This is a genomic window from Acinetobacter tjernbergiae DSM 14971 = CIP 107465 (genome assembly GCF_000374425.1).
Taxonomy (GTDB): Bacteria; Pseudomonadota; Gammaproteobacteria; order Pseudomonadales; family Moraxellaceae; genus Acinetobacter; species Acinetobacter tjernbergiae.
In genome coordinates this window covers 102381-127978 of record NZ_KB894360.1, presented here as the reverse complement: position 1 = coordinate 127978, position 25598 = coordinate 102381, and the positions used below count along the sequence as shown (strand labels likewise).

General features: G+C 36.8%; 31 protein-coding genes, 1 tRNA gene and 3 pseudogenes. 25 read left to right on the top strand and 10 right to left on the bottom strand.

Annotated features, from left to right (window positions below; all coding sequences use genetic code 11):
- Window positions 1–66: 66 nt before the first annotated feature.
- Both C502_RS0107915 and C502_RS0107910 read left to right on the top strand, forming a co-directional pair.
- Window positions 67–414, top strand: a complete 348-nt coding sequence (locus C502_RS0107915) for a hypothetical protein (protein WP_018678300.1) — start codon at window positions 67–69, stop codon at window positions 412–414.
- A gap of 138 nt (window positions 415–552) precedes the next feature.
- The gene (locus C502_RS0107910; RefSeq protein ID WP_018678299.1) at window positions 553–765 is read left to right on the top strand and encodes a hypothetical protein; all 213 of its coding nucleotides are present in this window, start codon (window positions 553–555) and stop codon (window positions 763–765) included.
- Between the two features lie 47 nt (window positions 766–812).
- On the opposite strand, the gene bioB is transcribed toward C502_RS0107910, so the two are convergent.
- Both bioB and queG read right to left on the bottom strand, forming a co-directional pair.
- Window positions 813–1802 (bottom strand): biotin synthase BioB, encoded by a 990-nt coding sequence (bioB, locus tag C502_RS0107905; RefSeq protein WP_016163427.1) that lies wholly within the window; start codon window positions 1800–1802, stop codon window positions 813–815.
- Window positions 1803–1889: 87 nt separating this feature from the next.
- Window positions 1890–3005: a tRNA epoxyqueuosine(34) reductase QueG gene (gene queG, locus C502_RS0107900; RefSeq protein ID WP_018678298.1), complete on the bottom strand. Its 1116-nt coding sequence runs from the start codon at window positions 3003–3005 to the stop codon at window positions 1890–1892.
- Window positions 3006–3026: 21 nt separating this feature from the next.
- Between queG and C502_RS0107895 the strand changes: the two genes are divergently transcribed.
- On the top strand, window positions 3027–4535 hold the full coding sequence (locus C502_RS0107895; RefSeq protein ID WP_018678297.1) for a bifunctional ADP-dependent NAD(P)H-hydrate dehydratase/NAD(P)H-hydrate epimerase: 1509 nt from the start codon (window positions 3027–3029) through the stop codon (window positions 4533–4535).
- On the opposite strand, the gene ruvC is transcribed toward C502_RS0107895, so the two are convergent.
- Complete coding sequence (gene ruvC / locus C502_RS0107890; protein WP_018678296.1) at window positions 4532–5077, bottom strand: crossover junction endodeoxyribonuclease RuvC; 546 nt, start codon at window positions 5075–5077, stop codon at window positions 4532–4534. The genes C502_RS0107895 and ruvC overlap by 4 nt on opposite strands.
- 296 nt (window positions 5078–5373) lie before the next feature.
- Between ruvC and C502_RS0107885 the strand changes: the two genes are divergently transcribed.
- The 9 genes from C502_RS0107885 to C502_RS0107840 all read left to right on the top strand — a co-directional run bounded on the left by C502_RS0107885 (window position 5374) and on the right by C502_RS0107840 (window position 9731).
- Window positions 5374–5450, top strand: a tRNA-Met gene (locus C502_RS0107885).
- Between the two features lie 179 nt (window positions 5451–5629).
- Window positions 5630–5863, top strand: coding sequence for a hypothetical protein (locus tag C502_RS0107880; protein WP_018678295.1), 234 nt, complete (start codon window positions 5630–5632; stop codon window positions 5861–5863).
- Window positions 5864–5980: 117 nt separating this feature from the next.
- The gene (locus C502_RS0107875; protein WP_018678294.1) at window positions 5981–6190 is read left to right on the top strand and encodes a cold-shock protein; all 210 of its coding nucleotides are present in this window, start codon (window positions 5981–5983) and stop codon (window positions 6188–6190) included.
- A 454-nt stretch (window positions 6191–6644) separates the two neighbouring features.
- The gene (locus tag C502_RS0107870) at window positions 6645–6854 is read left to right on the top strand and encodes a cold-shock protein (RefSeq protein ID WP_005054361.1); all 210 of its coding nucleotides are present in this window, start codon (window positions 6645–6647) and stop codon (window positions 6852–6854) included.
- Window positions 6855–7289: 435 nt separating this feature from the next.
- Window positions 7290–7508 (top strand): cold-shock protein, encoded by a 219-nt coding sequence (locus C502_RS0107865; RefSeq protein ID WP_018678293.1) that lies wholly within the window; start codon window positions 7290–7292, stop codon window positions 7506–7508.
- A gap of 466 nt (window positions 7509–7974) precedes the next feature.
- Window positions 7975–8136, top strand: coding sequence for a hypothetical protein (locus C502_RS19265; RefSeq protein ID WP_018678291.1), 162 nt, complete (start codon window positions 7975–7977; stop codon window positions 8134–8136).
- 24 nt (window positions 8137–8160) lie between these two features.
- Window positions 8161–8454, top strand: coding sequence for a hypothetical protein (locus C502_RS0107850; RefSeq protein ID WP_018678290.1), 294 nt, complete (start codon window positions 8161–8163; stop codon window positions 8452–8454).
- Between the two features lie 120 nt (window positions 8455–8574).
- Window positions 8575–9009, top strand: coding sequence for a putative hemolysin (locus C502_RS0107845; RefSeq protein ID WP_023274786.1), 435 nt, complete (start codon window positions 8575–8577; stop codon window positions 9007–9009).
- A gap of 161 nt (window positions 9010–9170) precedes the next feature.
- Window positions 9171–9731, top strand: coding sequence for an FxsA family protein (locus tag C502_RS0107840; RefSeq protein ID WP_018678288.1), 561 nt, complete (start codon window positions 9171–9173; stop codon window positions 9729–9731).
- Window positions 9732–9775: 44 nt separating this feature from the next.
- Here C502_RS0107840 and C502_RS0107835 read toward each other — a convergent pair whose 3' ends face one another.
- A complete protein-coding gene (locus C502_RS0107835) occupies window positions 9776–9958 on the bottom strand; it encodes a hypothetical protein (RefSeq protein ID WP_018678287.1) in 183 nt (60 codons plus the stop codon).
- Between the two features lie 242 nt (window positions 9959–10200).
- Here C502_RS0107835 and C502_RS19475 point away from each other — a divergent pair, with 242 nt between their 5' ends.
- Complete coding sequence (locus tag C502_RS19475) at window positions 10201–10458, top strand: hypothetical protein (protein WP_026315766.1); 258 nt, start codon at window positions 10201–10203, stop codon at window positions 10456–10458.
- Window positions 10459–10508: 50 nt separating this feature from the next.
- Here the strand turns inward: C502_RS19475 and metK are convergent, their stop codons facing one another.
- Window positions 10509–11675, bottom strand: a complete 1167-nt coding sequence (gene metK, locus C502_RS0107825) for a methionine adenosyltransferase (protein ID WP_018678285.1) — start codon at window positions 11673–11675, stop codon at window positions 10509–10511.
- A 382-nt stretch (window positions 11676–12057) separates the two neighbouring features.
- Between metK and tkt the strand changes: the two genes are divergently transcribed.
- Both tkt and C502_RS0107815 read left to right on the top strand, forming a co-directional pair.
- Complete coding sequence (gene tkt, locus C502_RS0107820) at window positions 12058–14049, top strand: transketolase (RefSeq protein ID WP_018678284.1); 1992 nt, start codon at window positions 12058–12060, stop codon at window positions 14047–14049.
- A 136-nt stretch (window positions 14050–14185) separates the two neighbouring features.
- The gene (locus C502_RS0107815; protein WP_018678283.1) at window positions 14186–14818 is read left to right on the top strand and encodes a hypothetical protein; all 633 of its coding nucleotides are present in this window, start codon (window positions 14186–14188) and stop codon (window positions 14816–14818) included.
- Window positions 14819–14855: 37 nt separating this feature from the next.
- Here the strand turns inward: C502_RS0107815 and C502_RS18810 are convergent.
- Window positions 14856–14960 (bottom strand): annotated as a pseudogene (locus C502_RS18810) (OsmC family protein); the annotation flags it as partial.
- A 37-nt stretch (window positions 14961–14997) separates the two neighbouring features.
- On the opposite strand from C502_RS18810, the gene C502_RS0107810 reads away from it, so the two are divergent.
- Window positions 14998–15495, top strand: coding sequence for a hypothetical protein (locus C502_RS0107810; RefSeq protein ID WP_018678282.1), 498 nt, complete (start codon window positions 14998–15000; stop codon window positions 15493–15495).
- A 9-nt stretch (window positions 15496–15504) separates the two neighbouring features.
- Here C502_RS0107810 and C502_RS0107805 read toward each other — a convergent pair whose 3' ends face one another.
- Complete coding sequence (locus C502_RS0107805; protein ID WP_018678281.1) at window positions 15505–15915, bottom strand: OsmC family protein; 411 nt, start codon at window positions 15913–15915, stop codon at window positions 15505–15507.
- A gap of 227 nt (window positions 15916–16142) precedes the next feature.
- Between C502_RS0107805 and C502_RS0107800 the strand changes: the two genes are divergently transcribed.
- Together C502_RS0107800 and C502_RS18180 are read left to right on the top strand one after the other, a co-directional pair.
- A complete protein-coding gene (locus C502_RS0107800; RefSeq protein ID WP_018678280.1) occupies window positions 16143–16721 on the top strand; it encodes a YceI family protein in 579 nt (192 codons plus the stop codon).
- A gap of 152 nt (window positions 16722–16873) precedes the next feature.
- Complete coding sequence (locus C502_RS18180; protein WP_023274785.1) at window positions 16874–17899, top strand: site-specific integrase; 1026 nt, start codon at window positions 16874–16876, stop codon at window positions 17897–17899.
- Here C502_RS18180 and C502_RS0107790 read toward each other — a convergent pair.
- A complete protein-coding gene (locus C502_RS0107790; RefSeq protein WP_018678278.1) occupies window positions 17877–18068 on the bottom strand; it encodes a hypothetical protein in 192 nt (63 codons plus the stop codon). The two genes, C502_RS18180 and C502_RS0107790, sit on opposite strands and share 23 nt — an antisense overlap.
- Before the next feature lie 171 nt (window positions 18069–18239).
- Here C502_RS0107790 and C502_RS0107785 point away from each other — a divergent pair, with 171 nt between their 5' ends.
- The 7 genes and pseudogenes from C502_RS0107785 (at window position 18240) to C502_RS0107760 (ending at window position 24583) form a co-directional block, all read left to right on the top strand.
- Window positions 18240–18425, top strand: coding sequence for a hypothetical protein (locus tag C502_RS0107785; protein ID WP_018678277.1), 186 nt, complete (start codon window positions 18240–18242; stop codon window positions 18423–18425).
- Window positions 18426–18434: 9 nt separating this feature from the next.
- Window positions 18435–21314: an SGNH/GDSL hydrolase family protein gene (locus C502_RS0107780; RefSeq protein WP_018678276.1), complete on the top strand. Its 2880-nt coding sequence runs from the start codon at window positions 18435–18437 to the stop codon at window positions 21312–21314.
- Between the two features lie 77 nt (window positions 21315–21391).
- Complete coding sequence (locus C502_RS0107775; RefSeq protein WP_018678275.1) at window positions 21392–21676, top strand: holin; 285 nt, start codon at window positions 21392–21394, stop codon at window positions 21674–21676.
- Window positions 21666–22175, top strand: a complete 510-nt coding sequence (locus tag C502_RS0107770; RefSeq protein ID WP_018678274.1) for a glycoside hydrolase family protein — start codon at window positions 21666–21668, stop codon at window positions 22173–22175. The genes C502_RS0107775 and C502_RS0107770 overlap by 11 nt, the downstream gene beginning before the upstream one ends.
- 393 nt (window positions 22176–22568) lie before the next feature.
- Window positions 22569–22634, top strand: a pseudogene (locus C502_RS19115) (YceI family protein); the annotation flags it as partial.
- Between the two features lie 104 nt (window positions 22635–22738).
- Entirely contained in the window at window positions 22739–23608 is an 870-nt protein-coding gene (locus C502_RS0107765; protein WP_018678273.1) for an IS982 family transposase, read from the top strand.
- Window positions 23609–23944: 336 nt separating this feature from the next.
- Entirely contained in the window at window positions 23945–24583 is a 639-nt protein-coding gene (locus tag C502_RS0107760) for an energy transducer TonB (RefSeq protein WP_018678272.1), read from the top strand.
- A 174-nt stretch (window positions 24584–24757) separates the two neighbouring features.
- Here the strand turns inward: C502_RS0107760 and C502_RS0107755 are convergent, their stop codons facing one another.
- Window positions 24758–25282 carry a GNAT family N-acetyltransferase gene (locus C502_RS0107755; protein WP_018678271.1) on the bottom strand — a complete coding sequence of 175 codons (525 nt, stop codon included), beginning with the start codon at window positions 25280–25282 and terminating at the stop codon, window positions 24758–24760.
- Window positions 25283–25335: 53 nt separating this feature from the next.
- Window positions 25336–25593, bottom strand: a pseudogene (locus C502_RS18805) (YjhX family toxin).
- Window positions 25594–25598 lie beyond the last annotated feature (5 nt).

Here is a 25598-nt window from a genome sequence, read left to right as displayed (position 1 = left end):
TTTTAAGATTAAATCTTTAGTTTTTTAGTCATGATTTGATGAAAAAATCATCCTAAGGAGTTTCAAATGAACATGCTTTATACTCATAAACCGAATTACTATTTTTTCGCGCACAAGTTGGTTTTGTTTCTAGAAAGTTACCTAAAAAATCATCCTACGCAGGAACAGACAAGCTTTAATTTACAAACAATCTATGATTTATTCAGCCATGACCGTGCGTCGAGTACAACTAATCTTGAAGGTATTTTAAATATTGCTGATGAATATGTACTTGAAACTAATGAAGGACAGCAGCCATTGATTCGTGATTATCATGTACATTTAGACAATCATGTACTGACTCTGCAATTCAATGCTAAAGCTGTTGCGAGCTTAAAATCAGGTCAAATAATTGTAAGTCCCCAAGCAGCTTAATCGATATTACAGTTTCCTCTTTTATACACTTAGTCATTAATCTCCTTTGACTAAGTGTTTTTTTTATTTAGCTGATCTAAGACGTAGTATTGAGTATCATCATCATCATCATTGTTGATAATATTAGATAACGCGCTTATGCATAAGGATTTCAAGTTAGAAACATATACAGCAGATGACTGTATTGCTGATACTCTTTTATGGCTGATACATCATCAGGAAACCTTTGATTCATTCCATTTTGATGTACATACACAGGAGCTTTCGGTCACACATGCGGCTGGTGTGGATATCATTCGAGTAGGAATGTTTCTAAACGCTAAATATGGAATTTTAGTGACATCAATTTAGTTGTATAGAAAGAAAAAAAGCCTTGTTCGATGACAAGGCTTTTTTGTTTATGCACTCATGGCATCGACAGAGAGTTCTGCAATCGTTGGTTTTGGTTTTTCCGCAGTTAAACCTAATTTAGCAAATAGAACCTGATCTTTGCCTTCACCCGCATTTGGCGTCGTAAGTAATTTTTCACCAGAGAAGAGTGAGTTTGCACCAGCCATAAAGGCAAGTGCTTGGTCAGAATCACTTAATGATTCACGACCAGCAGAGAGGCGCACATAGCTATGTGGCATGATGATGCGTGCAACTGCAATCGTACGAATCCATTCAGTCACATCAAGTTTCTCAACATCAGCCAAAGGTGTGCCTTCAATTGGAACCAGCATGTTAATTGGCACAGATTCAGGATGTACTGGCATGGTCGCAAGTTCATGTAATAAACCAATGCGGTCATTACGGCTTTCACCTAAGCCAACAATACCACCACTACATACTTTCATACCTGCTTGACGCACATGATCTAGTGTATCCAGACGGTCGTCAAAAGTACGTGTGCTAATAATATGTGAATAATATTCACGAGAAGTGTCTAGGTTGTGGTTGTAATAGTCTAGACCTGCATCTTTTAAGCGTTCCGCTTGAGATTGGTTGAGCATACCTAAAGTCATACAGGTTTCTAAGCCCAATGATTTCACTTCACGCACCATTTCAAGCACGTAAGGCATATCACGCTCATGCGGATTGCGCCAAGCAGCTCCCATACAGAAACGCGATGAACCAGATTCTTTTGCTGCAAGTGCTTCACGAATAACTTTATCAACGGCAATACGCTTTTCTGCTTCTAACTTAGAGTCGTAACGAGCAGATTGTGAGCAATACTTACAGTCTTCAGGGCACTTACCTGTTTTGATTGAAAGTAGCGTACTGACCTGAATCGCATTTGCTTGGAAATGCTGACGATGAACGCCTTGTGCTTGAAATACTAAGTCTAAAAAGGGTTGGTCATATAAAGCTTGGATTTCATCACGAGTCCAGTCATTACGTAAAGTCATTGTTATATCCATGATGATTGATTACAGACATTGAGATTAATAATACAGAAATCGTGCCAAAGCCAAAGGGCAAAAAACATCATTTTTCTATTCAGGTACGTTTATTTGCTGCAATTGTTGTTGAATTGCCCACTCAATATGTACATTGACAATCTCATCGTGTAGAGCTTTAGCTTCTTGCAATTGGCTCACGATTTCAGCCGAGTATGGAGCATTTCCTAAGCCGATTGCAATATTCCGTTTAAAGGATTGATAGCCTGTGCGGCGAATTGGACTACCTTCTGTTTTTGCAAGAAAAGTTGCTTCATCCCATTGCCAGATCTCTAGTAAGCTAATGTCATCTAAACTATGTCTTGGGTCAAAGTCTGGAATTGACGCAGTTTTAGCAAAGCCATTCCACGGGCAAATCAGCTGACAATCATCACAACCAAAAATACGATTACCAATCCCTGATCGTAACTCTTCAGGAATGATTCCTTTATATTCAATAGTTAAGTAAGCAATACATTTCCTTGCATCCAACATATAAGGCTCAACAATGGCTTGTGTTGGGCAAATGTCGATGCAAGCAGTACATGAGCCACAATGGGCTGTTGCGGGTTGATCAAAAGGGAGGTCAAGAGAAGTAAATAGCTCACCCAAAACGAAGAAAGAACCTGATTTTTTATGAATGAGTAAGGTATGTTTTCCTGTCCATCCCATGCCTGCACTTTCGGCAAGTGATTTTTCAAAAATAGGTGCTGAGTCGGCAAATGGACGTGACTCAAAATCACCAACCTTTTCCCGAAGACGTGTGGCTAAAGTTTTGAGTCGTCCACGCATGATTTTATGATAGTCACGTCCACGCGCGTAGCGTGCAATAATGGCTGAATTTGGTTCAAATGGTACATAACGGGGCTTAGGTGATGCCACAAGATAATTCATTCGCACACAAATAATGCTTTTAGTCCCAGGCACAAGCAATGTTGGATCAGCACGTTTCTCTAAATTCTCTTCCAGGTAGTGCATATCAGCATGGTAACCACGTTTTAAATATTCTTTAAAACGAGGCATTTGATCTTGAGCATCTGGTTTGGCAATGACACAATCAGAAAAACCTAAGTCCAAAGCTTGTGCTTTTATCCATGCTTTAAGTGCTTGTGGATCGAACTGTTGTAGCTCGATTTTTTGAGACAATTTCTGAGATGAAGTGGATGAAGCCATAAACCAATAAGAGGAGAAAATATGCAACGCTCAGTTTACCATAGCCCTGTTTATCATAGCCAAAGTATTCACGCATGGGAGCAACGTTGGTTTGCTCAGCAAAACTCATCTTTAGGATTGATGCAACAAGCCGCTTGGACAATCTCACAACAGTTAATTGAACTATTTAATAAAAATAAAATTCAAAAGATCGCAATTTGGTGTGGACAAGGTAATAACGCAGGTGACGGTTACTATATCGCTGCTTTTCTAAAGCAACATGGATTTCACATCACGGTTTATGCAGCTGAACTCGGTCAATCTTTAGATTTAAAACAAGCTGTACAATATGCACTGTTAAATCGAGTTGATATTCAAAGTATTGATTATTTATTGTCGGAAAAAGTGGCTCACCAAGAAATACCAACTTTTGATTGTCATATTGACGCCCTGTTTGGCATTGGTCTCAATCGAATGCTGGATCAGAAATGGCAGTCGATCATCCAGTTATTTAACTCACAGATTGGTTTAAAGATTGCTATCGATATTCCGAGCGGACTACATGCGAATACAGGTCAAGTGTTGCCATGTGGAGTACAAGCCAATCAGACCTTTACAATTTTGGGTTATAAAGTAGGTTTGTTTACAGGTCAAGGCAAAGAATATGTGGGAAAACTACATTTAGTCAGCTTGATCCCAATTGATACAGAATTAAAACCACTTGCATATCTATCGTCTGAAAAAATTATCTTGCCGAAACGCCAAGCTTTTGGACACAAAGGGAGTTATGGGCATGTGCTTGTAGTTGGTGGGCATGCAGATATGGGCGGAGCGGTGATTATGTCTGCTGAAGCTGCTTTTCATGCTGGCGCGGGAAAAGTGAGTGTGGTTTGCCATGCCAAGCATCACCAAGCGATTTTATCTCGTTCACCGAATATTATGGTGCGAGATATTAATGCTTTAGACCAAGAAACCATTCAAAAGTTATTAAATCATGTCGATGCTGTCTGTTTTGGGATGGGTTTGGGACGAGATAAATGGGCAGAATATATTTATCAACAATGGTTTGCTTTATTGAATAAAAGCTCGCATTTAGAAGTGGTATTGGATGCAGATGGATTGTGGTTTTTGGCAAAACATCCGCAACACTTAAATGCCCATATTTACGCAACCCCACACTCTGGTGAAGCTGCTACGTTGTTGGCTTGTACTACCGCTGATATTGAGCAAGATCGCATTGCTGCGATTCAGCAATTACAACAAAAATATGCAGGGCAATGGGTGCTTAAAGGTGCAGGTAGCTTGGTCTTAGAAGATGAATTATTTATCTGTACCCAAGGCAATGCAGGTATGGGTACAGGTGGAATGGGGGATGTCTTAGCAGGCATGATTGCCAGTTTAAGAGCTCAGTTTCATCAGCAAGTCGCATTACATGAAATTGTGAGTTTACATGCGCGTGCAGGTGATCTCTTGGCTGAAAATGGAGAGAGAGGTTTGCAAGCGCATGACATGGGAAAAATGATTTATCGAGTGGTGAATCAAGACGATTAACGGCGTCTGCTACTTGAGCGACTACGCCCACGAGCCATACCACCTAATGCATTGAGTACTGCCATTTTGCTCATACTGCCTGACGCATGGGCATGACAAATCGCAGCAGCTAACGCATCGGCAGCATCGGCTTGTGGTTGAATGTTCAGATTTAATAAGCGCATCACCATCATTTGTACTTGTTCTTTTTCAGCAGCACCGTAGCCCACAACAGACTGTTTGATTTGTCGTGCTGTATATTCTGCTACCTGTAAATCCAGATTGACCAATGCCGCAATTGCAGCACCACGGGCCTGACCTAGTTTGAGTGCAGAATCAGGATTTTGGGCCATAAATACTTGTTCTACAGCAGCCTGTGTCGGACCATGAAATTTAACAATACGTTCTACACCTGCAAAAATACGTTTTAAACGCTCAGGCATTTCTTGAGTTTCGGTACGAATCGTACCTGCATCAATAAAACGTAACTTATTACCATCTTTTTCGATAATTCCGTAACCTGTTAAGCGTGAGCCAGGGTCAATACCAATAATCAGCGACATGTAATACTGTAAGAAAAAAAGAGTCTTGATATTGTTACATAATCGAGTTTTTGCTGCATAATAATTTTGTAGTATTCTAAATTATAAAAATATAGGTTTTTTATTGAACAACTCAAAAAATTCGCTTTAGATACTTTGCATTTTTATAGTTGTTGATGGGAAGCATTAGATTTGATTAGAAATGCAAGTTTATGTTGAATTTGTACTTAATGTGAGCACTTGGTTGAGAAATTTGTACTTTTTATCAAAATAATTTGCATTATTAAGTTTGCTAGCGTATAAAGCTAACTCGTTGATGCGGGATGGAGCAGTCTGGTAGCTCGTCGGGCTCATAACCCGAAGGTCGTTGGTTCAAATCCAGCTCCCGCTTCCAAATAATTTTGCTCTGTGATGTGTTTAAAATTACTGTTTTGGAAAGAACAAAACAGTAATTAAATTAGCTTAGATAACCCTAAATAAAGCTAAAAATTATTAGATTCTAGAAATGTTGTAATAAAACCCCTCATCTGTCTAGTCTTGTAGTAAATTCAAATCGATCACTTGAGCTCAGTAATGAGTGATTTTGTGTTGAAAATTATTAATGAATGGCATATAGCTAAAGCCAGTAATGGCAATGAAATTAGTGTGCAAATTATCCCGATTAAACGCCAGCAGAATACGATGACTGGGTTTAAGTGGGTAGAAGTAGGTAAAAAGGTGCTTTTGCAATCTGGTCAAGAAGTTGACTTTAATTTGGATGGCAATAGCTTTTATACTTCAGTCAATCAGTTGTATCGTTTGACTTAATATTTGCTTATACTTGAAGGTATCTATCTTAACAAAGGTAGACGGAGTTAGAGATAAGACTATTTGATAGTTAAATTTAGCTCTTTTATTAACAAAGATTTTAAAGGTTTAGATTTTATGTCTGAAACAGTTACTGGCACTGTAAAGTGGTTTAACGAAACTAAAGGTTTTGGTTTTATTCAAGCTGACTCTGGTCAAGATGTTTTTGCTCACTTTAGCGAAATCCAAAGCAATGGTTTCAAAGTTTTAAACGAAGGCCAACGCGTTAAGTTTGTTCTTGGTCAAGGTAAAAAAGGACCACAAGCAACGACTATTACTGTTATCTAATTAAGATAATGAAATAGAAAAGAAGCTCACAGTTTGTGGGCTTTTTTATTTAATATAGAATTGTAGCTCAATTTATCAAATTTGATTTTAGTTCACACAGCGGAAGTCATTCTTTAAAGCTAAAGTTTTGGGATGGAAGTGAGTGGTGAATACGCTAATTTAATGGGTTTGTCATATATTGAAACGACTAATCTACGTGACTCAATGATCTTTCTGAAAATACAATATAATGAATAACTTTAAATAGATAGAAGTTTTTTTTAGCTTATTGATAAATTAAATTACGTCAAAATGAAAAAAGTTTGCATACTTTCATCAATCAGCTATATCGCATGACTTAAAATTTGTTATGCTTATGGTATCTATTTAAGCAAAATAGACAGAGTTCATTTGAAAATATTTATGTTTTTATTTGACTCTTTTTCTAACAAAAGATTTTAAAGGTTTAGGTTTTATGTCTGAAACTGTTAACGGAACTGTAAAGTGGTTCAACGAAACTAAAGGTTTTGGTTTTATTCAAGCTGACTCTGGTCAAGATGTTTTTGCTCATTTTAGCGAAATTCAAAGCAGTGGTTTTAAAGTTTTACATGAAGGTCAACGCGTTAAATTTGTGCTTGGTCAAGGTAAAAAAGGACCTCAAGCTACAAATATTACCGTTATCTAACAGAAGTAATTCGGTAAGAAAAGCTCACATAAGTGGGCTTTTTTTATTGTTGAAAAATAAATTATTTCTTTAATTGGACTGATTTTAATAATTGAAAAATTGATATGGATATTTGTATTTCTGATAAATATCTCGGTTTAGGGGGCTATTCATAAATTTATATAAAATAAGAGTTAATTGCATTTTTATCTTTAGATGATCTTTTCAAAATTAAATTAAAACTGAATTTTTATATGTTGCTACATAATTATTGCGTGGAAAAAGTAAAGTAGTATATACTTAAAAACAACTAGAAGAATAACACTGTTGATTCAGCAAATCTTTAATTTCGTAGTTTAGACAAACCTCTCGTTTTATCAGATTTAGTCTCAGAGTTTATGATTCCAAGTTACTTGCTGCTAAAGCATTCCAAATTTTTTTAATAGGTTTAAGTATATGTCTAACACTGTGACTGGTACAGTTAAATGGTTTAATGAAACTAAAGGTTTTGGTTTTATCCATGCAGATTCTGGGCAAGATGTATTTGCTCATTTTAGTGAAATTCAAAGTAATGGTTTCAAGGTTCTTCACGAAGGTCAGCGCGTTTCTTTTACAATTGCTGATGGTAAAAAAGGGCCACAAGCAACAGGTATTACGGTAATTACACAGAACTGATTATTCTTAAAAAAAAGCTCACTATGGTGGGCTTTTTTTATTTCAACAGCCTAGTTTTTGAATTTTTGATGATTAATTTTAGGGATGTTCCCATTTTTGTCATAATTTGACTTTTTGGTTAAAATATTGCACTAGTATGTTCTTATACTTTTTGCTAATTTTGTTTTGTGGACTATTTAGGCAAATTAATAAATACCGTACATTAAATGAGCGTAAGGGTTATGGAAAACTTAGAGCAGTTTACTCAAGGGTTTGAGCAAGAAGTTCATGTACATTGTAAAAGATCTTTAGGTACGTTGTTGTTCAGTTTTATCGTTCTGATCGCAACTAGCTTATAGTGAGAAAAGCATCTTCGGATGCTTTTTTAATTTTAAATGTTTAAATTTTAAAATGACTCATAAGGTTGAAATTTAGACTGTATGTAAATCCCTACCGTATGCTAGGCTTAATAAAAAAGGGTAAGCCTATGGATGCTATCGAAATAAAAGATTTTCCTGCAATTACTGGATATACGAAAGCGATTTTAGCAATGGATGAATGGCTTGAACATAAGCCTGATTTCTATCTCATAAAAGATCACTATTTGGTTGATGAAGCGATTCGGGTTGAATACATCATTGTTCAGTAATTTTTGAAGTTAAGCGAACTCAAAATGAAACAAAACGTAGTCTTAATTTTTTTAATTGCTATGACAAATACGGCTTTTGCTGGAGATATCTATAAATGCACGATAAACGGTGCTGTGCTATATCAAGCAAAACCTTGTAAGGGTGTGGGGAATAAGCTAGATATTCCTCAAGCGTATAATCCGAAAGATGGTCGTAATTCAAGCGCTTCAAAGAAAAATACGCAGGTTGAAGCAAATACTGTACAAGAATCCGATGCTGCTAAAAAAGCTGGATTAGCAATCGCTCAAGAAGCCTATCAGATGACAAAGAATAGATAGTTCGAGTTAAGTTTGGCTTGTAGATAGCTCGTGTTTATCATATATCCTTGTTTCAAATAATAGACATAATATTCAGCTTTATTTGTTATCTTTATTTGTACTTTATTAGACTTCAAATTTATGAAAAATATTTTACTTCTAAGTGTTGTTCTCACTTCAGTTGTAGCGTGTTCAGCAACCCCAAATAAGGATATGACACCACCCAAAATTGGTATGGCAAATCCTGCTAGCCAATATTGTGTTGAACAGGGTGGGCAACTTGAGATCCGTAATGAAGCAAATGGTCAAGTTGGCTATTGCAAGCTAGCAAGTGGTCAGGTTATTGAAGAATGGGCATTTTTCCGTGCGAATCAAACCAAGTGTGTTGCTGATGAAGCGCAGAAATTAGTTGGTCAGTCGGGGTTGAGTGAAGATCAAATCAAGCAAAAAACTAAATCTGAGATTGTACGTCATGTTGGTCCAAATCAACCTGTAACAATGGATTATCGTGAAAATCGGATCACGGTGACGATTGATCCAGAGTCTAAAAAGATCATTAGTGCAAACTGTGGTTAACGTATAAGTCAGGTCTTTGCTTTCGATTAGGGGGCTTTTATTTGCAAGCTTTTCTTATCTTATTGAAACAAAGACCTTGATAAATCTTCATTAGTACCCATCAACTAAGATATTACAGTTGTATTTATTTTTCTAATTTTTGAGATAGACGAAATTTTGACATGAATCTACTTCTTATCGTAGTGTTTGGTGCAATTGCTGAGATTCTGGTATGGATCGGCGTAGGTGACTTTGTAGGGAGCATGTGGTACGTATTCTTTTGGTTTGTTATCACGTTTTTTATAGGTCTCAACCTCGTTCGTTCAAGTACATCTGGTATTATGCCGCAATTACAACAGATGCAAATGACAGGGCAGTTAGGTGGTGATCCTGCTGTTACCAAAAAATTAGCGATTGCGATGTCGGGTTTCTTATTGATGCTTCCGGGATTAATCTCAGATGTATTGGCTATTTTAGTTCTGATTCCTGCTGTTCAAACAGCGTTTAGAAATATGTTGATGAAAGCGATGGCAAAACGTCAACACGCGATGATGAATCAAATGATGGGTGGTATGGGGGGAGATGCTACAGGTCAGAATCCATTTGCTGATCTTATGCGTCAAATGCAAGATATGCAAAATCAACAAGGTGGTGGTCAATATCGTGACTCAACCATTATTGATGGCGAAGCGCGTGAAGTAAAACCAGATCAGAAGAAAATTGAATTTAAAGATGTGAATTAATTATTCATAAATCTTGTTAAAGCACATCGTATTGGTGTGCTTTTTTATGCTTCATTTTTAGGTGGATAATCCTGTTTTGGTTCTGTTTTGGTCAGTGGTGGCTCATCTTTGTGTTGGGGGTGATATTGGCTAGGAGGGAGGCTGGTTATCTCATTTTCTGATTGTTTGTATTTACGACTTCGATTGGCACGTTCACGAAAGCCACCTTTATTGATCAACTGAGTCATGATGATGTCATCTATGATTTAAAAGTTATATTTTAACAAATTATGTGAAAGATCAAAATAATACTACGAGCGAGCTGTATCTCTTGAACATACTCTGTTTACAATGTATCCAAGAGAATTGTTAATTTAAATGAATTACCCTTAAAACTAGATTGAATTCTCATTTTTTTTCTCATAGGATAAATCTGTGACGGTAGAAATTGTTGTAAAAAGAAAATAAAAAAGAGTAAATGGAAGGAGGAATGATGTTATATCAATATCATTGCGCATGTTGTGACAAGGTGGTCGCATCAACAGATAAGGAATGCCCTTATTGTGGTTCTCAACATATCAGAAGCCCTTATGGGTTATGGATGTTCTGTGTGGCGGCGTGTTTTGTTATTGTCGTAGTGATCAAATTCGTACATTTATATTCACAGCACTATGAAGATGAACCGCCTGCCCAAAGTAGCTCAATATTTGAAATATTTAAGCACGATAGTACCGAGCCAAATAAATAACAACAAATAAAAAAGTTCGCAAATTGCGAACTTTTTTATGAATTAGTAAATTACAGTCCAGCCGCATCTTTAAGAACATCGACTTTATCTGTTTTTTCCCAAGTAAATGCAGAATCTGAACCTTCACGACCAAAGTGACCATAAGCAGCCGTTTGTTTATACATTGGTTGGATTAAGTTCAGCATACGCGTGATGCCGTATGGGCGTAAGTCAAAGTGTTCACGAACAAGTTGAATGATCAACTCGTCTGATACTTTACCCGTATTGAACGTATTAATTGAAATCGAAGTTGGTTCAGCAACACCAATCGCATAACTCACTTGGATTTCACATTTGTCTGCCAAACCAGCAGCAACAATATTTTTGGCCACATAACGACCAGCATAAGCAGCAGAGCGGTCAACTTTCGATGGATCTTTACCAGAGAAAGCGCCACCACCGTGACGAGCCATACCGCCGTAAGTATCTACAATAATCTTACGACCTGTTAAACCACAGTCGCCAACTGGACCACCAATTACAAACATACCTGTTGGATTGATATGGAATTTCGTACCTGCATGGAACATATCGGCAGGAATGATTGGTTTAACAATTTCTTCAATGATTGCTTCTCTTAAATTAGCTTGGCTAATTTCAGGATCATGCTGTGTTGAAAGCACAACTGCATCTAAGCGTACAGGCATACCATTTTCATAGGCAAAAGTTACTTGGCTTTTTGCATCTGGGCGTAACCAAGGCAAAGCCCCTGAACGACGTAATTCAGCTTGACGCTCCATTAAACGATGCGCATAAGAGATTGGCGCAGGCATAAGTACATCGGTTTCACGGCTAGCGTAACCAAACATTAAACCTTGGTCACCAGCACCTTGATCTTCTGGTTTTTGGCGATCAACACCTTGGGCAATCTCTGGAGATTGCTTCCCGATCATATTGATCACGGCACAAGTTGAACCATCGAAACCTAAGTCTGAGTGATGATAGCCAATACCATTGACGGTTTGACGTACAATCGCTTCAAAGTCAACATTTGCTGTTGTTGTGATTTCACCAGCAAGAACAACCGCACCTGTTTTTACTAAGGTTTCACAAGCGACACGCGCATATGGATCCTCTTTTAGGATCGCATCTAAAATAGCATCACTAATTTGGTCAGCCATTTTGTCTGGGTGACCTTCGCTTACAGATTCTGAAGTAAAAACAGCATACTCGCGCATGAACGTCCTATCATGGTTATTTTCAAAAAGACAGAGTATGTTACATCGACTTGACTGATAGGACTAGCATAAGCTGACTAAAATGCATGAATTTATTTCATTTTCATTGTGTTTTTATTGATATGTGTATCAATAAAATTGATATTAAATTTAATATTATAAAGTTTTTCTGAATTTAGTTGTTTGTCAGTTTTATGAAAACGTTTTGGACTCGCCTATGAGTTGAACGTTTGTTTATATAATTGTTGGTGATTGATCGAAATATAAGAAATATCGTGTATTAGGCTTTACCCCATGTGTTTTTTTTAAGACAATAGTCGCATCTTTTGAAAGGTGATCTCTCATCTTCTCTCATCTAATTGATTTAATCGGATTCTGACTTATGACAACCCCTTTGAATGAACGTCGTATTGCAAATGCAATTCGTGTCTTGGCTATGGATGCTGTGCAACAAGCAAACTCAGGGCATCCTGGTGCTCCAATGGGGATGGCAGATATCGCTGACGTGGTTTGGCGTGAATTTTTAAATCATAACCCGACTAACCCACAATGGGCGAACCGCGATCGTTTTGTATTGTCAAATGGTCATGGCTCTATGTTGCAATATGCATTATTGCATTTGACAGGTTATGAATTATCTATTGAAGATTTAAAACAATTTCGTCAATTACATTCTAAAACTCCAGGTCATCCAGAATTGGGTTATGCACCTGGTATCGAAACGACAACAGGTCCATTAGGTCAGGGTATCGCCAATGCTGTTGGTTTCGCTTTAGCTGAAAAAACCTTAGCTGCACAATTCAACAAAGATGACTTAAACGTTGTTGATCATTTCACTTACTGTTTCTTAGGTGATGGTTGCCTAATGGAAGGTATTTCTCACGAAGTATGTTCACTTGCTGGTACTTTAGGTCTTGGTAAGTTGATTGCGTACTACGATGACAACGGTATTTCAATTGATGGCGAAGTGGAAGGTTGGTTTAGTGATGATACTGAACAACGTTTCAATGCTTACGGTTGGCAAGTCATTCGTGTAGATGGTCACGATGCTGCTGCAATTCGTCAAGCAACAGTTGAAGCGAAAGCTGAAACCAATAAGCCAACAATCATTATGTGTAAAACGATTATTGGTTTAGGTTCTCCAAACAAACAAGGTAAAGAAGATTGCCACGGTGCGCCACTAGGTAAAGACGAAATCGTTTTAACCCGTGAAGCATTAGGTTGGACGGATCAAACTGCATTTGCAATTCCTGAAGATGTTTATGCAGCTTGGGACGCAAAAGCCAAAGGTCAAAGCTCTGAAGCAGCTTGGAATGAATTGTTTGCTCAATATCAAGCAAAATATCCAACTGAAGCAGCTGAATTACTACGCCGTATCAATGGTGATTTACCTGCTGAATTTGCTGCACAAGCAGATGCATTCATTGCTGAAACCAATGCAAAAGCAGAAACGATTGCTACACGTAAAGCAAGCCAAAATACTTTACAAGCCTTTGGTCCATTACTTCCTGAGTTATTAGGTGGTTCTGCTGACTTGGCAGGTTCTAACTTAACACTTTGGAAAGGTTGCCAAGGTGTACAAGAAAACCCAGCTGGCAACTACGTGTATTACGGTGTCCGTGAATTCGGTATGACTGCAATTGCGAATGGTGTAGCTTTACACGGTGGTTTCGTTCCTTACGTTGCAACATTCCTCATGTTTATGGAATATGCACGTAATGCAGTGCGTATGTCTGCATTAATGAAGCAACGTGTAATTCATGTCTATACACATGACTCGATTGGTTTGGGTGAAGATGGTCCGACACATCAACCTGTTGAGCAAATAGCATCTTTACGTGGTACACCAAACTTAAATACTTGGCGTCCATGTGACACAGTTGAAGCTGCGATTTCTTGGAAATCTGCATTGGAACGTAAAGAAGGCCCATCAGCGTTAATTTTCTCTCGTCAAAACTTGCCATTCCAAGCACGCACTGAAGCTCAGATTCAAAATGTTGCAAAAGGTGGTTATGTACTTGCTGAAGAAAAAGGTGAATTGAAAGCAATCATCATTGCGACTGGTTCAGAAGTTTCATTGGCAATGGAAGCATATGCACAACTTGAAGGTGTGCGTGTAGTGTCTATGCCATGTGCTGAAGAGTTTATGAAGCAAGATGCTGCGTATCGTGAAGTGGTATTACCTGCACAAATCCGTGCGCGTGTAGCGGTTGAAGCGACTCATGTGGACTACTGGTGGAAGTTTGTTGGTTTAGATGGCAAAGTGATCGGTATGACGACTTATGGCGAATCTGCACCAGCGAAAGACTTGTTCCAATTCTTTGGTATCACTACTGAAGCAGTTGTTGCTGCGGTTAAAGAATTGACTGCTTAATTGAATTAAGTGGTATAAAAAAGCGTCCTGAATAGGGCGCTTTTTTATGTATCTCAATTGAGTTTATAAAATCAATGCTGATATAACTAACGAAATTATTCAATATTCTCTTTGCTATCGGTTAATAATAACGATCATGACTGACATACCACCACATTTATTCTCAATGATTTGTAGAATCGCTGCTAACCGTGCTTATTATTTTGAATTTGATGACTGGCGTTTAAAACTTAGGAATGCTCTATTTGAGCAAAGTGCTATGGCTGAACTTGGGCTGGGTTTTGATACAGAAATTCTTTTCACAGAAGACCCAAAGCAGAATTTATGTAAATATCACCTATTTAAATATACAGACTGTCTAATTCAAAGTTTGCAAGATATTGAAAATTTATCTACTTGGCGATTATTTGAAGTTGATTGTGTTAATGAATACGAAACACAATTTTTGAAGATGGCAAGTTTAGAGATGGTTCATTATTTTGAAAAAACAGAACTTTTTCCACAATATAAGCCTAAAATTGTAGAGCTGGTGAACATACTTTTATCCCATAAATATGGCTATGAGTTAAGAGGTGTTAATGGAAAATACATTAAATTGGATCAACAAAAGGGGCATTTCTACTGTCCAGATGATAAGAGTGAAGTGAATTGGTATGACTTAACTTATATGATTATAAGCCCAGAAGCAAAACAGATCGTTCCTCAGCATATGTTGGAAGAATTTGAGTGTCAGGAACTTAATTATCAGTTAAATATTAAATTTTTATAAAATATAGTCTTTAACATAAAGACTATATTTATATCACTCATCCGATATTTAATTTACTCTGAATCGAAATATTCGACGTTAACAATTTATGAGTCGGGCAATTTTCCGCTACTTTTAACAGGCGTTTGTGCAGATCAGTGGTACTTTATTGAAATTTAATAGATTGTGGGGATATCGTGATGAAAACAGAATTTGAACTTAATTCTTTTGATGAAATATTAAATAATATCAAATATTTATACTTTTTTAATTTGAACGGAAGTAAAAGATTTTGGCAACACGCTGAATATGATTTTTTGATTTGTTTTCTCCACGAAAGTTCAAAAATAAAGGAGCATAATGAGAGAGTTGATAACTATTCTTCTCGATTACATTCCTATTTTGATCAAGTGATTCAAAATAGGCTTAACCTTGAGATCAATAAATCTTTATTAAAGCTAGAAGGGAAAATCTTAGCTTTTAATGTTCATTCAACGATGTTTGATAGTCTAGGGGAGAGTGAAACAGGTGGGTTTATCGATGGTTGCGATACTCCACCACCTGAATTTTGGATTTATTTTGATGGCGAAAATTTGTATTCATTTATTCCTGCTGAATTCATCGAAATAGTAAATTCAGCAATAGAAGTTTCTATGGGTGAATCATTGAAATGGAAAACAGATTTAATTGAAATCTAGTAAGCGTATTTACTCTATATTCAATTCACTCTGAATCGAGATATTCGACGTTAATAATTTATGCACAGGACAGCTTTCAGCTACTTTGAGTAATCGTTTGTGCTGATCTTCGGTAAATTCACCTTTTAAGATAATTTTACGTTCAATATTGTTTTGACCTGATTCAGGTTCGCCATTGGGATTTAAAGCCAAATCAACCTGAACATGATCAAGCTTAATCCCTTTGTGGTTGGCATACATTTCCAGTGTAATAGTTGTACACGCACCTAACGCAGACAAGAGTAACTGAATTGGATTTGGTGCTGTATCTTGACCACCTTTATCGGTAGGCTCATCTGCATACCAAGTATGACCTGAAGAATCTGTAAGTGTTACACGATAAGGTGTAGATGTACTCAGTGCTTGTGCTGTATGTGTCATGTTTTACCTTGTTGTTTATCTATAAGAAATTAAATGAAAATATACCAATTGATCATGTTGTTTATAGGGTCAATTGTCCAGTACCGAATAGTCTTATAATAATTGTGTTTGATATGTGCTGTAACGCTTTTATTGTTGCATGGATGAAACATATCGTTTTATAAAGAATAATGAATAAAAATACTTGACCTATAAACTATTGCCTATATCAAACAAGGATACGAAAAATGCAATTTAAAACATTAAGCCTCGGTTTAGCTGCTGCTATCGCAAGTTCTGTAACATTAGCTGCGCCAGTAGACTATAAAATCGATCCAACACATACAGCAACAGTATTTAGCTGGAATCACTTTGGTTTCTCTACACCAAGTGCAAATTTCACTGATATCCAAGGTGTGATTAAAGTTGATAATGCAAAGCCTGCTAACTCATCTGTGGAAGTAACGATTCCTTTAAGTAGTGTAAATACCAATGTTGCTGCTTTGGATAAAGAATTCCAAGAGGAAGCTTGGTTTAATGCCGCAAAATATCCAAACATTACCTTTAAAAGTACCAAAGTAGAAACCAAAGATAAAAAGCACTTTAAAATTACAGGTGATTTAACCGTTAAAGGTGTAACTAAACCTGTGGTATTGGATGCTGTACTGAATAAACAAGGCGAGCATCCAATGGCGAAAGTACCTGCAATTGGATTTAATGCAACGACTTCATTTGATCGCTCAGTATTTGGTATCGGTAACTACGTTCCGAACGTAGGTGACAAAATCACTGTAAATATTACAACTGAAGCAACTGCTGCGAAATAATATTTAATAAATACAATGGCTTGTAAGATATTTTTCATGTATTTTACAAGCTTTTTTATCGCCTATGATTTTTAAAAAGTTGATTATTTTCTTCATTTTCGCAATAAAATAGCTAAAATAAAAAGAATATTACGCCAAGATTACGCCGAGAAATGAAGATTCCAAAACCTAGAAAAAGAGGAGACTCTTTTCGAATAGAGTTAATGTATGAAGGCAGAAGGATAAGTGCCACTAGAGATACAGAAAAAGAATGTGAGCAATGGGCAGCCTTGAAACTTCTTGAATTTAAAACAGGAAAGGCCCAAGAAGAAAAAGGAATTAAACCCTCATTTCCTTTTAAAAAGTTATGTGAGAAATACTTTTTAGAAAAAGGTTCTAAGCTAAAGTCTAGTCATGTGATTAGAAACAAACTGGATAACTTAGAGCGCATCACTGGTGAGTTAGCTAATAAGTCAATTTATGACTTCAAGCCTAATGATATTGTCCGTTGGCGAAATAGGCGTGTTCTAGAAGTGAAAAGCAGTACTGCACTGCGTGAGTTCGCAATGTTCTCAGCTATCTTTACATATGCCCAAAAAGAGCTTTTTCTAATAGAGAATAATGTATGGAATACAGTAGTTAAGCCAGATAAAGGTAAAGGTAGAAGTCAGCGTATTTCGCCAGAAGATCAAGAGAAGATTTTTAAAAGATCAAAATGGGATAATGAGACGGCACCTTTTTATTCTCAACATTATGTAGGCTGGTCTTTATTATTTGCTTTAGAAACTGCAATGCGTCAGGGTGAGATCCTTGCGATGAAGCGCAAAGATGTACGCGACGGGTTTATTCATTTGCCGATTACTAAAAATGGAGAATCTCGTGATGTACCATTGTCAAAAGAAGCAAAAAGACTTCTTTCGTTATTGCCAGTTGAAAATGATATTTTAGTTCCAGTTAAAGTTAAGACATTCAAGCGAACATGGATTCGTATGCGTGATGAAGCAGGGTTAAGTCATATCAACTTTCATGACACTCGCCATGAAGCAATCACCAGGATGGTTAGAAATAGAAAATTACCAGTTGAGGTTTTAGCGAAGATAACAGGACATAAGACGATTAATATTCTTATCAACACTTATTACAATCCAAATTACGAGTGCAAATTCTTTCCAAGGGTCAGTCATGACATTCACCAGTAATCCGTTCATACTCAATAAATGCCATTTCTATAGAGTCGCAGTCATAATGCTTTTCAGTGCTATCTATAAACAAAGACACATCCAAAGAAACCTGAGAACCACCACACCAATTTGCACTAACTGAGACAGATCCATGCTCTAAAATTATTTCATTACCTTCAACTTTCATTCTTCTTCTCCACGGAGCGCTTAAATGCGCTCTCTTAGTTCTTGTTCGATAATGTCTTTGATCTCTACAACATCGAGACGATCAACGTATGCTTGGATTGCTGCTTGTGCTGCCTGTTGAGCAGCTTGTCCAGCTCTAACCGCACCACCCTGAACTATTGGTGAGACACCTTTGGCAGCTTGTGCTGCAAGGCTAAATTCTGCTGATGCAGGAGATAATGAAACAGGAACATATGGGCCTGTCGTATTTGGACGTCCAAATTCAGGAGTTAAATCAAAAACACAACTTCAAATCAAATCATTTGGATTAACAGCAGCTCTTGATGCAGCAGAAGTCACCTTGTCAATAAATTGCTAGGAAAGAATTATGAGTAATATTATTACCCCGCCACACCTAATTTTCACTGATATTGATGGAAGCCCTCTTAATGAGGGCTTTGTTTTTATTGGGGAAAGTGGCAAAGACCCAGTAAGTTTTCCAATCAATGTGTATTGGGATGAAGAAAAAACGGAATTAGCACAACAGCCGATTCGCACTAAAAATGGTTATATCATTAACGGTGAATTGCCCGCTAAGATTTACACTGAAGTAAATAATTGCTCTATTTCGGTATCAAATAAGAATAATACAATCATTTTAATAGAGCAGTTTTTTGAGCAATTAGCACTGGCAGCTAGAGTCCAAGAATCTGTAAATAATGAAACCAGCAGAGCTCAATTGGCTGAAGCAGCTCTATCAACAAGTATAACTAATGAAGTTGCACGAGCAACTACAGCAGAAACAGCATTAAGCACCGCAGTAACGAATGAGACAAATAGAGCTGTAAGCGCAGAAGCTGCTATCCAAACTCAAGTCAATACGTTGGGGGTAGGAAACAAAGCATATCTAACATATGCAGCAATGGACGCAGACAAAGCAAGCATTCCTGCAAAATCAAAAGTTATGGTTACCAATGACGCGACATCATCAAATAATGGCGACTGGCAGTGGGATGGAACAACTTTCACAAAATCTGTTTACGATCCATTACAACAAGCAAAAAACTATGCTGACGCGAACCCAATGTTTAAGTCTGTAGCGATTGTTGCAGGAAACAACGTAAACAATTTTGTTATAGACGGTAAGTACAAACTATCTGCAAATTTAGCAACAGGAAATCTAATCAATTGGCCACAAGATAATGCAGGGTTCCATCAGTCAGGCACGATATTTGTTTTGGGCATAACGTCGGCAGGAGTAGATTACCCTACGCAGATCTATTTGCCGTATGTCAATCTATTCAAAATGAAAGTGCGACGCAAAATATCAAGTACAACTTGGGAGCCGTGGGGTACGCTAAGCACACTTGAGGACTTGGTGGCTATTTTTGTATCAAAGACAGAGCTTACAGCAAGTAATACCGCACTTTTATCTGAAATTGCTCAATACTCTTATTTTGGCAAGCCTTTTACTCCTGCTGAAATTTTAGGTACAGCAATATATTCAACTAATACTTACTATGTCGGGTTGAATGCTACACACACCAGCGCAGTCAATTTTAATAAAATTAAGGCAAGAATTTGGAACCCAACAGTTGGAAATGTTGAGTATCGAATTTTTACAGGATCAGCGGTAAGTAGTGGCGCACAGGGATATTTTGTCACATCTGCAAACACTGGTAATTACACTTACACTGGAACATGTAAGGTATTCCCAAGCTCGGATCTAGGTGATGAATCAATAATAGAACTAGATCAGATAATCTCGATTGGTGCTAACAGTCCATTCGTTATTGCATTCAAACATGCATCATTAGCAACTTTTAGAATTGGATATCATACTGTTCTAAGTGGTAATTTGGTAAGCCGAGGGTTTAACTTAGGCGCTACAAATACAGCGGGTTGGGCTTTAAATATCACAGCAACAAACCCTGCGGCATTCATTGAGGCTGGATTTCAACTTCTTCTCGATGTTATGACTACAAGTGATAATAGTGGAAGTGACTATGTACCAACATTGGTTATCCCGCCAAAAATTTATGCGTTAGAAGGCTTGGAAAGCCATATTTATCCTGAACACACGCTAGTAGAGGACTACAAGCTGTATGAACATGATGTGACATGCACAAAGGGTATTCACAAGAAACGTGGTTGGGTTTGGACACCTACTTCACAAGACACAGCAGGAACCTATCCAATAACTTTGGCTGTGCATAATAAACAGACAGGAGTGTTGCAGGATGTTAAAAGCTCTTCAGTGATTTTGGCAGCAAAAAATGCGTACAGTGGTATTACAAAGAATGTTTGTGTAATTGGCGATTCCCTAGTTCAGCCAGGAGTTATCACGCAACGATTACTTGATATTGATGTTACAGATGTGATGAATATCAGTCTTGTTGGTACAAGAGGCACTGCTCCAAATAAACACGAAGGACGCGGCGGTTGGACTATTGCTGACTACACTGGCGCAGGAAGAACTTATTATAGATTTTCAGTCAGCGGAGTTGTTGTAGAGCCAGCGGTAAATGCAACAATTTATGCTTATGGTGGATCTAAGTTTTTAGTCCAAGAAATTGCATTAAGTAGAGGTTCAGGAACAATCACTTGTAGCTTATCCAGCGGTTCAGCACCTACTAATGGATCATCTGGAACATTGGCGAAAGACAATACAGCGGCTGGAGATGCATCCATTGCGTTTAGCAATGTTCAATCACAACCTGGTAATCCTTTCTGGGATGGTTCGACCATTAATTTTGCAAACTATTTGAGTGTGAATAGTCTATCAACTCCTGACTATGTGTTTATCCAGTTAGGCATTAACGATACATTCAACTTAACAAGTGATGTTGCGGTTGAAGCATTTACATCAACAGCATTTCCAGCACTGGATACTTTAATTAACTCAATTAAGGCATCAAGTGCGTCTACCAAGATTGCTGTTGTAGCACCACCTTCGTATGCTGATCAGGATGCATTTGGATATAACTATGCGTGTAATCAAACTTCATGGAGAACGAAGCGAAATATCATCACATACAACAAAAAACTGTATGAATATTATGCTGGTAAAGAAGCACAAAATATTTATGTGGTTGGAGGTGGTGTGAATTTAGATACAGAAAACAACTTCCCTATTTTTTCGGATGGCGTTCCTGTGAACAGCCACAATCCAAAGCTGGAATATCCGCAAATAAATGCTGTCCATCCTGCTGATTCAGGCTATAAACAGATCGGGGATGTTTTCTTTGCATTTATAAAAGCGGTGTAACGCACAACAAACCACATCAAGCCTTAGCTTTAAATGAGCTAGGGCTTTTTTATTATCAAAAATTAGGGGAATGGTGAATGCAAGATCAAGCAGCAAGCAGCGTTGCAGAAATTGCAGCGGGGGTATCAGCAAAAACAACATATTTCGGAGGGGGGGCAAGCATATTTGGGATGATAGCGAGCATAGATTGGTTAGCACTGGCAGGCTTTTTTATTGCTTTGTTTGGATTTTTATTGAATGCATATTTCCAAATAAAAAAGAATAAACGAGAAGAAAAAGAGTCTGATCTGCGCATGAAGCGAGAGCAAGACATTCATGAGTTGAAAATTAAGCAACTCAAGGAGAATTGCAATGTCGAATAAAATTAAGATTTCAGTCGCATTATTAGCAGCTTCGGCTGCTTTTTTTGTGCCTTTAAAAATCAAAGAAGGATTCACAGCAAAACCAGTTATTCCTGTGGCTGGCGATCGACCAACGCAGGGGCATGGCTCAACATTCAAGCCAAATGGCACACCAGTCAAAATGTCAGATCCACCAATTACACGAGAAACTGCTGATAAATGGCTTCGCAACGATGTTTCAAAGCGAGAAGTTGCTTTTAAAAAAGCTTTGAATGGAGTGAAGCTTTCACAAGCTGAATATGACATCTATCTCGATTTCACATATCAATACGGCACATCTGCTTTTGCTAATTCTTCAATGCTTCGGAATTTAAAAGCAGGGCAATACAAAGCTGCCTGTGATTCTTTATTGAAGTATAAGTTTGTTGCTAAGCGTGATTGCTCTATCAGATCTAACGGCTGTTATGGAGTCTGGGCACGTCAAGTTGAACGTCACAAAAAATGCATTGAGGTGAACTAATGAAAAGCCACATCTCAATACATTGCAAAAGATCAAAAATAGCAATTCTTGTATGTGTGGCTTGTTTATTATTCTCAGGCTGCACAGCTCACTCAATTAAAACTAACGTCAATATCAGTGTTTGCTTGCAGTGTGTGCAGCATTAGTAAAAATTCTTGATAACACTTATAGACATACTGCTTGATATGCAGATATTGCTTTCCTTTCTTTATGTAGAAGTAGCGCATACCAAATCCTCATTGTTATTGTTTTGCATTTATAATAACCTTTAGTTCATGCCGACATAGTTTAAAAGCTTGTCGGTTTTGTTGTTTTTAATGACTGTGGATAACCCATATTTACGCCAATATTTCGCCAATTGTATTTAAGTATTTGAATATATGTATTTTATATTATATTCCGAATGTAGGTGACAAAATCACTGTAAATATTACAACTGAAGCAACTGCTGCGAAGTAATGTTTGTTAATTAACCCGAATCTCGGATAAGAAATTGACTTGAAAAATAAGAGGACTAGAGCCATCAGTTGAGTTACCACACCAAACTTAAAGCTCTAGTCCTAATGTTCAATAGTACCGAATTATTCTGTGTAATCGATGATTTCTTTCTTAAATTTGAAGCAACTTATTGGAAATTTCTTAAACAAAGTCGTCACTCTATAAGAATTCGACCAGCCCAATTGAGCCTCTCAGAAATCAATTTTATCGCCATTTGGTATAAGTGTTCTCACTTCAGTAATTTCAAAGCCTTTTTCACATGGTTAACGGAAGATAAAAGTCATTTATTTAAAACCTTACCCTGTTACCAACGAATGATTCACCTCATCAATATGCATCAATTGGCACTACATGCTTTACATGTCGCCTTAATGAAAGGCCAACGTAGCCAATATTTATGGGTTGATTCAACCACTTTACCTGTCTGTAAAAATCAACGGATTCAACGCCATAAATCATTAGCCAAAATTGCATCACGTGGTAAAAGCTCGATGGGCTGGTTTTATGGCTGTAAATTACATATCGGGATGAATCAATTGGGTGAAATCACTTGTTCTGCTTTATCGAATGGGCATATTTCTGACATCAAAATGGTTGAACATTTGGTTGAAGGCTTAGAAGCAAAGCTTTATGCGGATCGTGGCTATATCAGCCAAGAATTAAAAAGCAGATTAAAAAGTCAAGGTATTGATTTGATTACCTATCATCGAAAGAATATGCAGTCTGTTCAACTCTGTGTATCAGATGAATATCACTTAAAACAACGTAATAAAATAGAAACGTTATTCAGCTTATTGAAAGGACAATACAATTTAGTGACGAGTAAAGCACGTAGTATTCATGGATTTCTAAGAGGGATTTACGCATCGTTATGCGCATATCAATTAACCCAACGAAATAAGCCAAAAATTCAAATTATGGAATCCTTGGCTTAAACAGGATTCGGGTTAATTACAAAGGTTTATAATTAATTTTATAAACCTTTTTTATATTTAAAATGTAATTACTTTTTATTTCACAAGTAAAATAGCATAAATACAATTTATTGGGTTTAAAAAAGGGAATAACCTTGATTAAGGGTAGATTAATTTAAATTAGAAAATTTTGTAAGAAATTTATAAAAATCTATTTGAGAAAAATATTAAAATTATAGAGAATAGCTTCTAATAGAGGAATTTATGGTTCTTCAATGTTATATGAAATATATTAGATATATTTTTCAAATTGAAAACTCTTTTTTGTGAAAAACCAAATAAATCTAAAGGCATCAGATGAAAATTTTAAGTTCTATCTTTCTGTGTATGACATGCTTTATCACTACTAATGTTTATTCTAATAGTAGGGGTACAGATGAGATTAGTAGTATTCCTGATGTGAAATGGAAATGGTCCCCTAGAATTACCCTTAAATCGGCTGAACTTGAGGGGTATGATAGAGAGGCTTTAATCGAAATAGAGACAAATGTAAAAGGTGATATGGTTGATGCAAAAATAATTAGAAGTACTGGAATAGAGAAATTAGATCAAAAAATACTAGATAAAACTATGAAGTCTAGTTTCTATCCTTACCAAGAAAATGGAATATTTTATAGAATTAAAGTTGAGCAACCATTTAAATTTTTTCTCTCAAGAGAACCAGAGTTCGAAAAAAAACCAAATATCAAAGTTAATATTAATGATATTAAAGGGAAGAGTAGGTTTATTACTATTTATTCAGAAGCAGATAATAATGGAAATTTAACAATTGCAAAAATTGAAAAAAGTAGTGGGCTTACAGAACTAGATAACTATGTTTTAAACGAATTTCGTAAGCAAGCAAAATTTCTTCCACTTATTATTAATGGTAAGCCATACCCGATAACTAAATCAGAAATTTTTTACTTTTCAGAAAATTTTAATACGATCAAATAAACATGCTTACGTCAATCTCAACTTAAAACAGGTTTTAATTCAGACAATACCCCTCCCAGTCCCGCTTTGATAAAGGGGGGTGGGAGGGGTTGAAAAACATAAAAATAATATTATCTATTTGATTTTTATAAAATTAATATTTTATAAAATTGAGATTGGTGTATACTTATAGTTTTATACAGTGGATGGTGAACTCTCTGTTGCATTAAATGCGTCTGCATAAGTGACATAACCTGTTGGAACTATTTCTGAAAAAGTTAGGATTTGGAAATATTCAGCAGGCACTCCTTCTAAAATAAGTCTTGTATCCGCTTTAAAACCAAATCTACCGTAATATTGTGGATCACCCAGTAAGACACAGCCAGCAGCTTGTAGGTCTTTAAGTGCTACTAAACCTGCTTTCATCAATTGAGAACCAATGCCTTGTGCTTGGTACTTAGGCAAAACTGAAATTGGACCTAAACCATACCAGCCTTTTGTCCTGTCAGAGATTTGAACAGGGGATAAAGCAATATGTCCTACAATGTTCTGATCATTTTCAGCGACTAAAGAAACGGTTAATTGATTGGAGTCACGTAAAGCATTCACAATAAATTGCTCAGTATGACTAGAGTATTCTTGCTCTCTAAATGCCACCTCAGTTAAATCAAAAATAGCTTGAATGTCAGCCATTTGTTCATTGCGGATATGAATATTCATATTTAAAAACCTAAAATAGTATTGGATATTATCTTCTTCAATTTATTCATCAATTAGCGGTTATCTAATTGTGGACGTACAGACCTGAGACCATTCAAATTGATTTGATAGGGTTGACCATCTGCTGATTTGATGAGTTTTTTCTTTTTTAACGTTTTGAAAACTTCAACCGTGCAATCAGTTAATAAAAAACCTTCACGGCTATAGCATTCTACAGCGATGAGTTGTCCTGATTCATTTTTGAGTTTTACGATTTTTCCGCCTTTTGCTAAGACGTGTAAACTCTATTGTTCAGACTTGGATAGGTTCATGTTGG

Bases quoted from the DNA above. Each gene is read 5' to 3' on its own strand.
- C502_RS0107800 (WP_018678280.1), top strand. From the start codon at position 16,143: ATGCAATTTAAAACATTAAGCCTCGGTTTAGCTGCTGCTATCGCAAGT.
- C502_RS0107895 (WP_018678297.1), top strand. From the start codon at position 3,027: ATGCAACGCTCAGTTTACCATAGCCCTGTTTATCATAGCCAAAGTATT.
- metK (WP_018678285.1), bottom strand. From the start codon at position 11,675: ATGCGCGAGTATGCTGTTTTTACTTCAGAATCTGTAAGCGAAGGTCAC.
- C502_RS0107755 (WP_018678271.1), bottom strand. From the start codon at position 25,282: ATGAATATTCATATCCGCAATGAACAAATGGCTGACATTCAAGCTATT.
- C502_RS0107760 (WP_018678272.1), top strand. From the start codon at position 23,945: ATGAAAATTTTAAGTTCTATCTTTCTGTGTATGACATGCTTTATCACT.
- C502_RS0107845 (WP_023274786.1), top strand. From the start codon at position 8,575: ATGAAAAATATTTTACTTCTAAGTGTTGTTCTCACTTCAGTTGTAGCG.
- tkt (WP_018678284.1), top strand. From the start codon at position 12,058: ATGACAACCCCTTTGAATGAACGTCGTATTGCAAATGCAATTCGTGTC.
- C502_RS0107835 (WP_018678287.1), bottom strand. From the start codon at position 9,958: ATGACTCAGTTGATCAATAAAGGTGGCTTTCGTGAACGTGCCAATCGA.
- C502_RS0107840 (WP_018678288.1), top strand. From the start codon at position 9,171: ATGAATCTACTTCTTATCGTAGTGTTTGGTGCAATTGCTGAGATTCTG.
- C502_RS0107850 (WP_018678290.1), top strand. From the start codon at position 8,161: ATGAAACAAAACGTAGTCTTAATTTTTTTAATTGCTATGACAAATACG.
- C502_RS0107870 (WP_005054361.1), top strand. From the start codon at position 6,645: ATGTCTGAAACTGTTAACGGAACTGTAAAGTGGTTCAACGAAACTAAA.
- C502_RS0107765 (WP_018678273.1), top strand. From the start codon at position 22,739: ATGTTCAATAGTACCGAATTATTCTGTGTAATCGATGATTTCTTTCTT.
- C502_RS0107770 (WP_018678274.1), top strand. From the start codon at position 21,666: ATGTCGAATAAAATTAAGATTTCAGTCGCATTATTAGCAGCTTCGGCT.
- queG (WP_018678298.1), bottom strand. From the start codon at position 3,005: ATGGCTTCATCCACTTCATCTCAGAAATTGTCTCAAAAAATCGAGCTA.
- C502_RS0107915 (WP_018678300.1), top strand. From the start codon at position 67: ATGAACATGCTTTATACTCATAAACCGAATTACTATTTTTTCGCGCAC.
- C502_RS0107810 (WP_018678282.1), top strand. From the start codon at position 14,998: ATGAAAACAGAATTTGAACTTAATTCTTTTGATGAAATATTAAATAAT.
- C502_RS18180 (WP_023274785.1), top strand. From the start codon at position 16,874: ATGAAGATTCCAAAACCTAGAAAAAGAGGAGACTCTTTTCGAATAGAG.
- C502_RS0107875 (WP_018678294.1), top strand. From the start codon at position 5,981: ATGTCTGAAACAGTTACTGGCACTGTAAAGTGGTTTAACGAAACTAAA.
- ruvC (WP_018678296.1), bottom strand. From the start codon at position 5,077: ATGTCGCTGATTATTGGTATTGACCCTGGCTCACGCTTAACAGGTTAC.
- C502_RS0107865 (WP_018678293.1), top strand. From the start codon at position 7,290: ATGTCTAACACTGTGACTGGTACAGTTAAATGGTTTAATGAAACTAAA.
- C502_RS0107780 (WP_018678276.1), top strand. From the start codon at position 18,435: ATGAGTAATATTATTACCCCGCCACACCTAATTTTCACTGATATTGAT.
- C502_RS0107815 (WP_018678283.1), top strand. From the start codon at position 14,186: ATGACTGACATACCACCACATTTATTCTCAATGATTTGTAGAATCGCT.
- C502_RS0107910 (WP_018678299.1), top strand. From the start codon at position 553: ATGCATAAGGATTTCAAGTTAGAAACATATACAGCAGATGACTGTATT.
- C502_RS0107775 (WP_018678275.1), top strand. From the start codon at position 21,392: ATGCAAGATCAAGCAGCAAGCAGCGTTGCAGAAATTGCAGCGGGGGTA.
- C502_RS19265 (WP_018678291.1), top strand. From the start codon at position 7,975: ATGGATGCTATCGAAATAAAAGATTTTCCTGCAATTACTGGATATACG.
- bioB (WP_016163427.1), bottom strand. From the start codon at position 1,802: ATGACTTTACGTAATGACTGGACTCGTGATGAAATCCAAGCTTTATAT.
- C502_RS0107790 (WP_018678278.1), bottom strand. From the start codon at position 18,068: ATGAAAGTTGAAGGTAATGAAATAATTTTAGAGCATGGATCTGTCTCA.
- C502_RS0107880 (WP_018678295.1), top strand. From the start codon at position 5,630: ATGAGTGATTTTGTGTTGAAAATTATTAATGAATGGCATATAGCTAAA.
- C502_RS19475 (WP_026315766.1), top strand. From the start codon at position 10,201: ATGATGTTATATCAATATCATTGCGCATGTTGTGACAAGGTGGTCGCA.
- C502_RS0107805 (WP_018678281.1), bottom strand. From the start codon at position 15,915: ATGACACATACAGCACAAGCACTGAGTACATCTACACCTTATCGTGTA.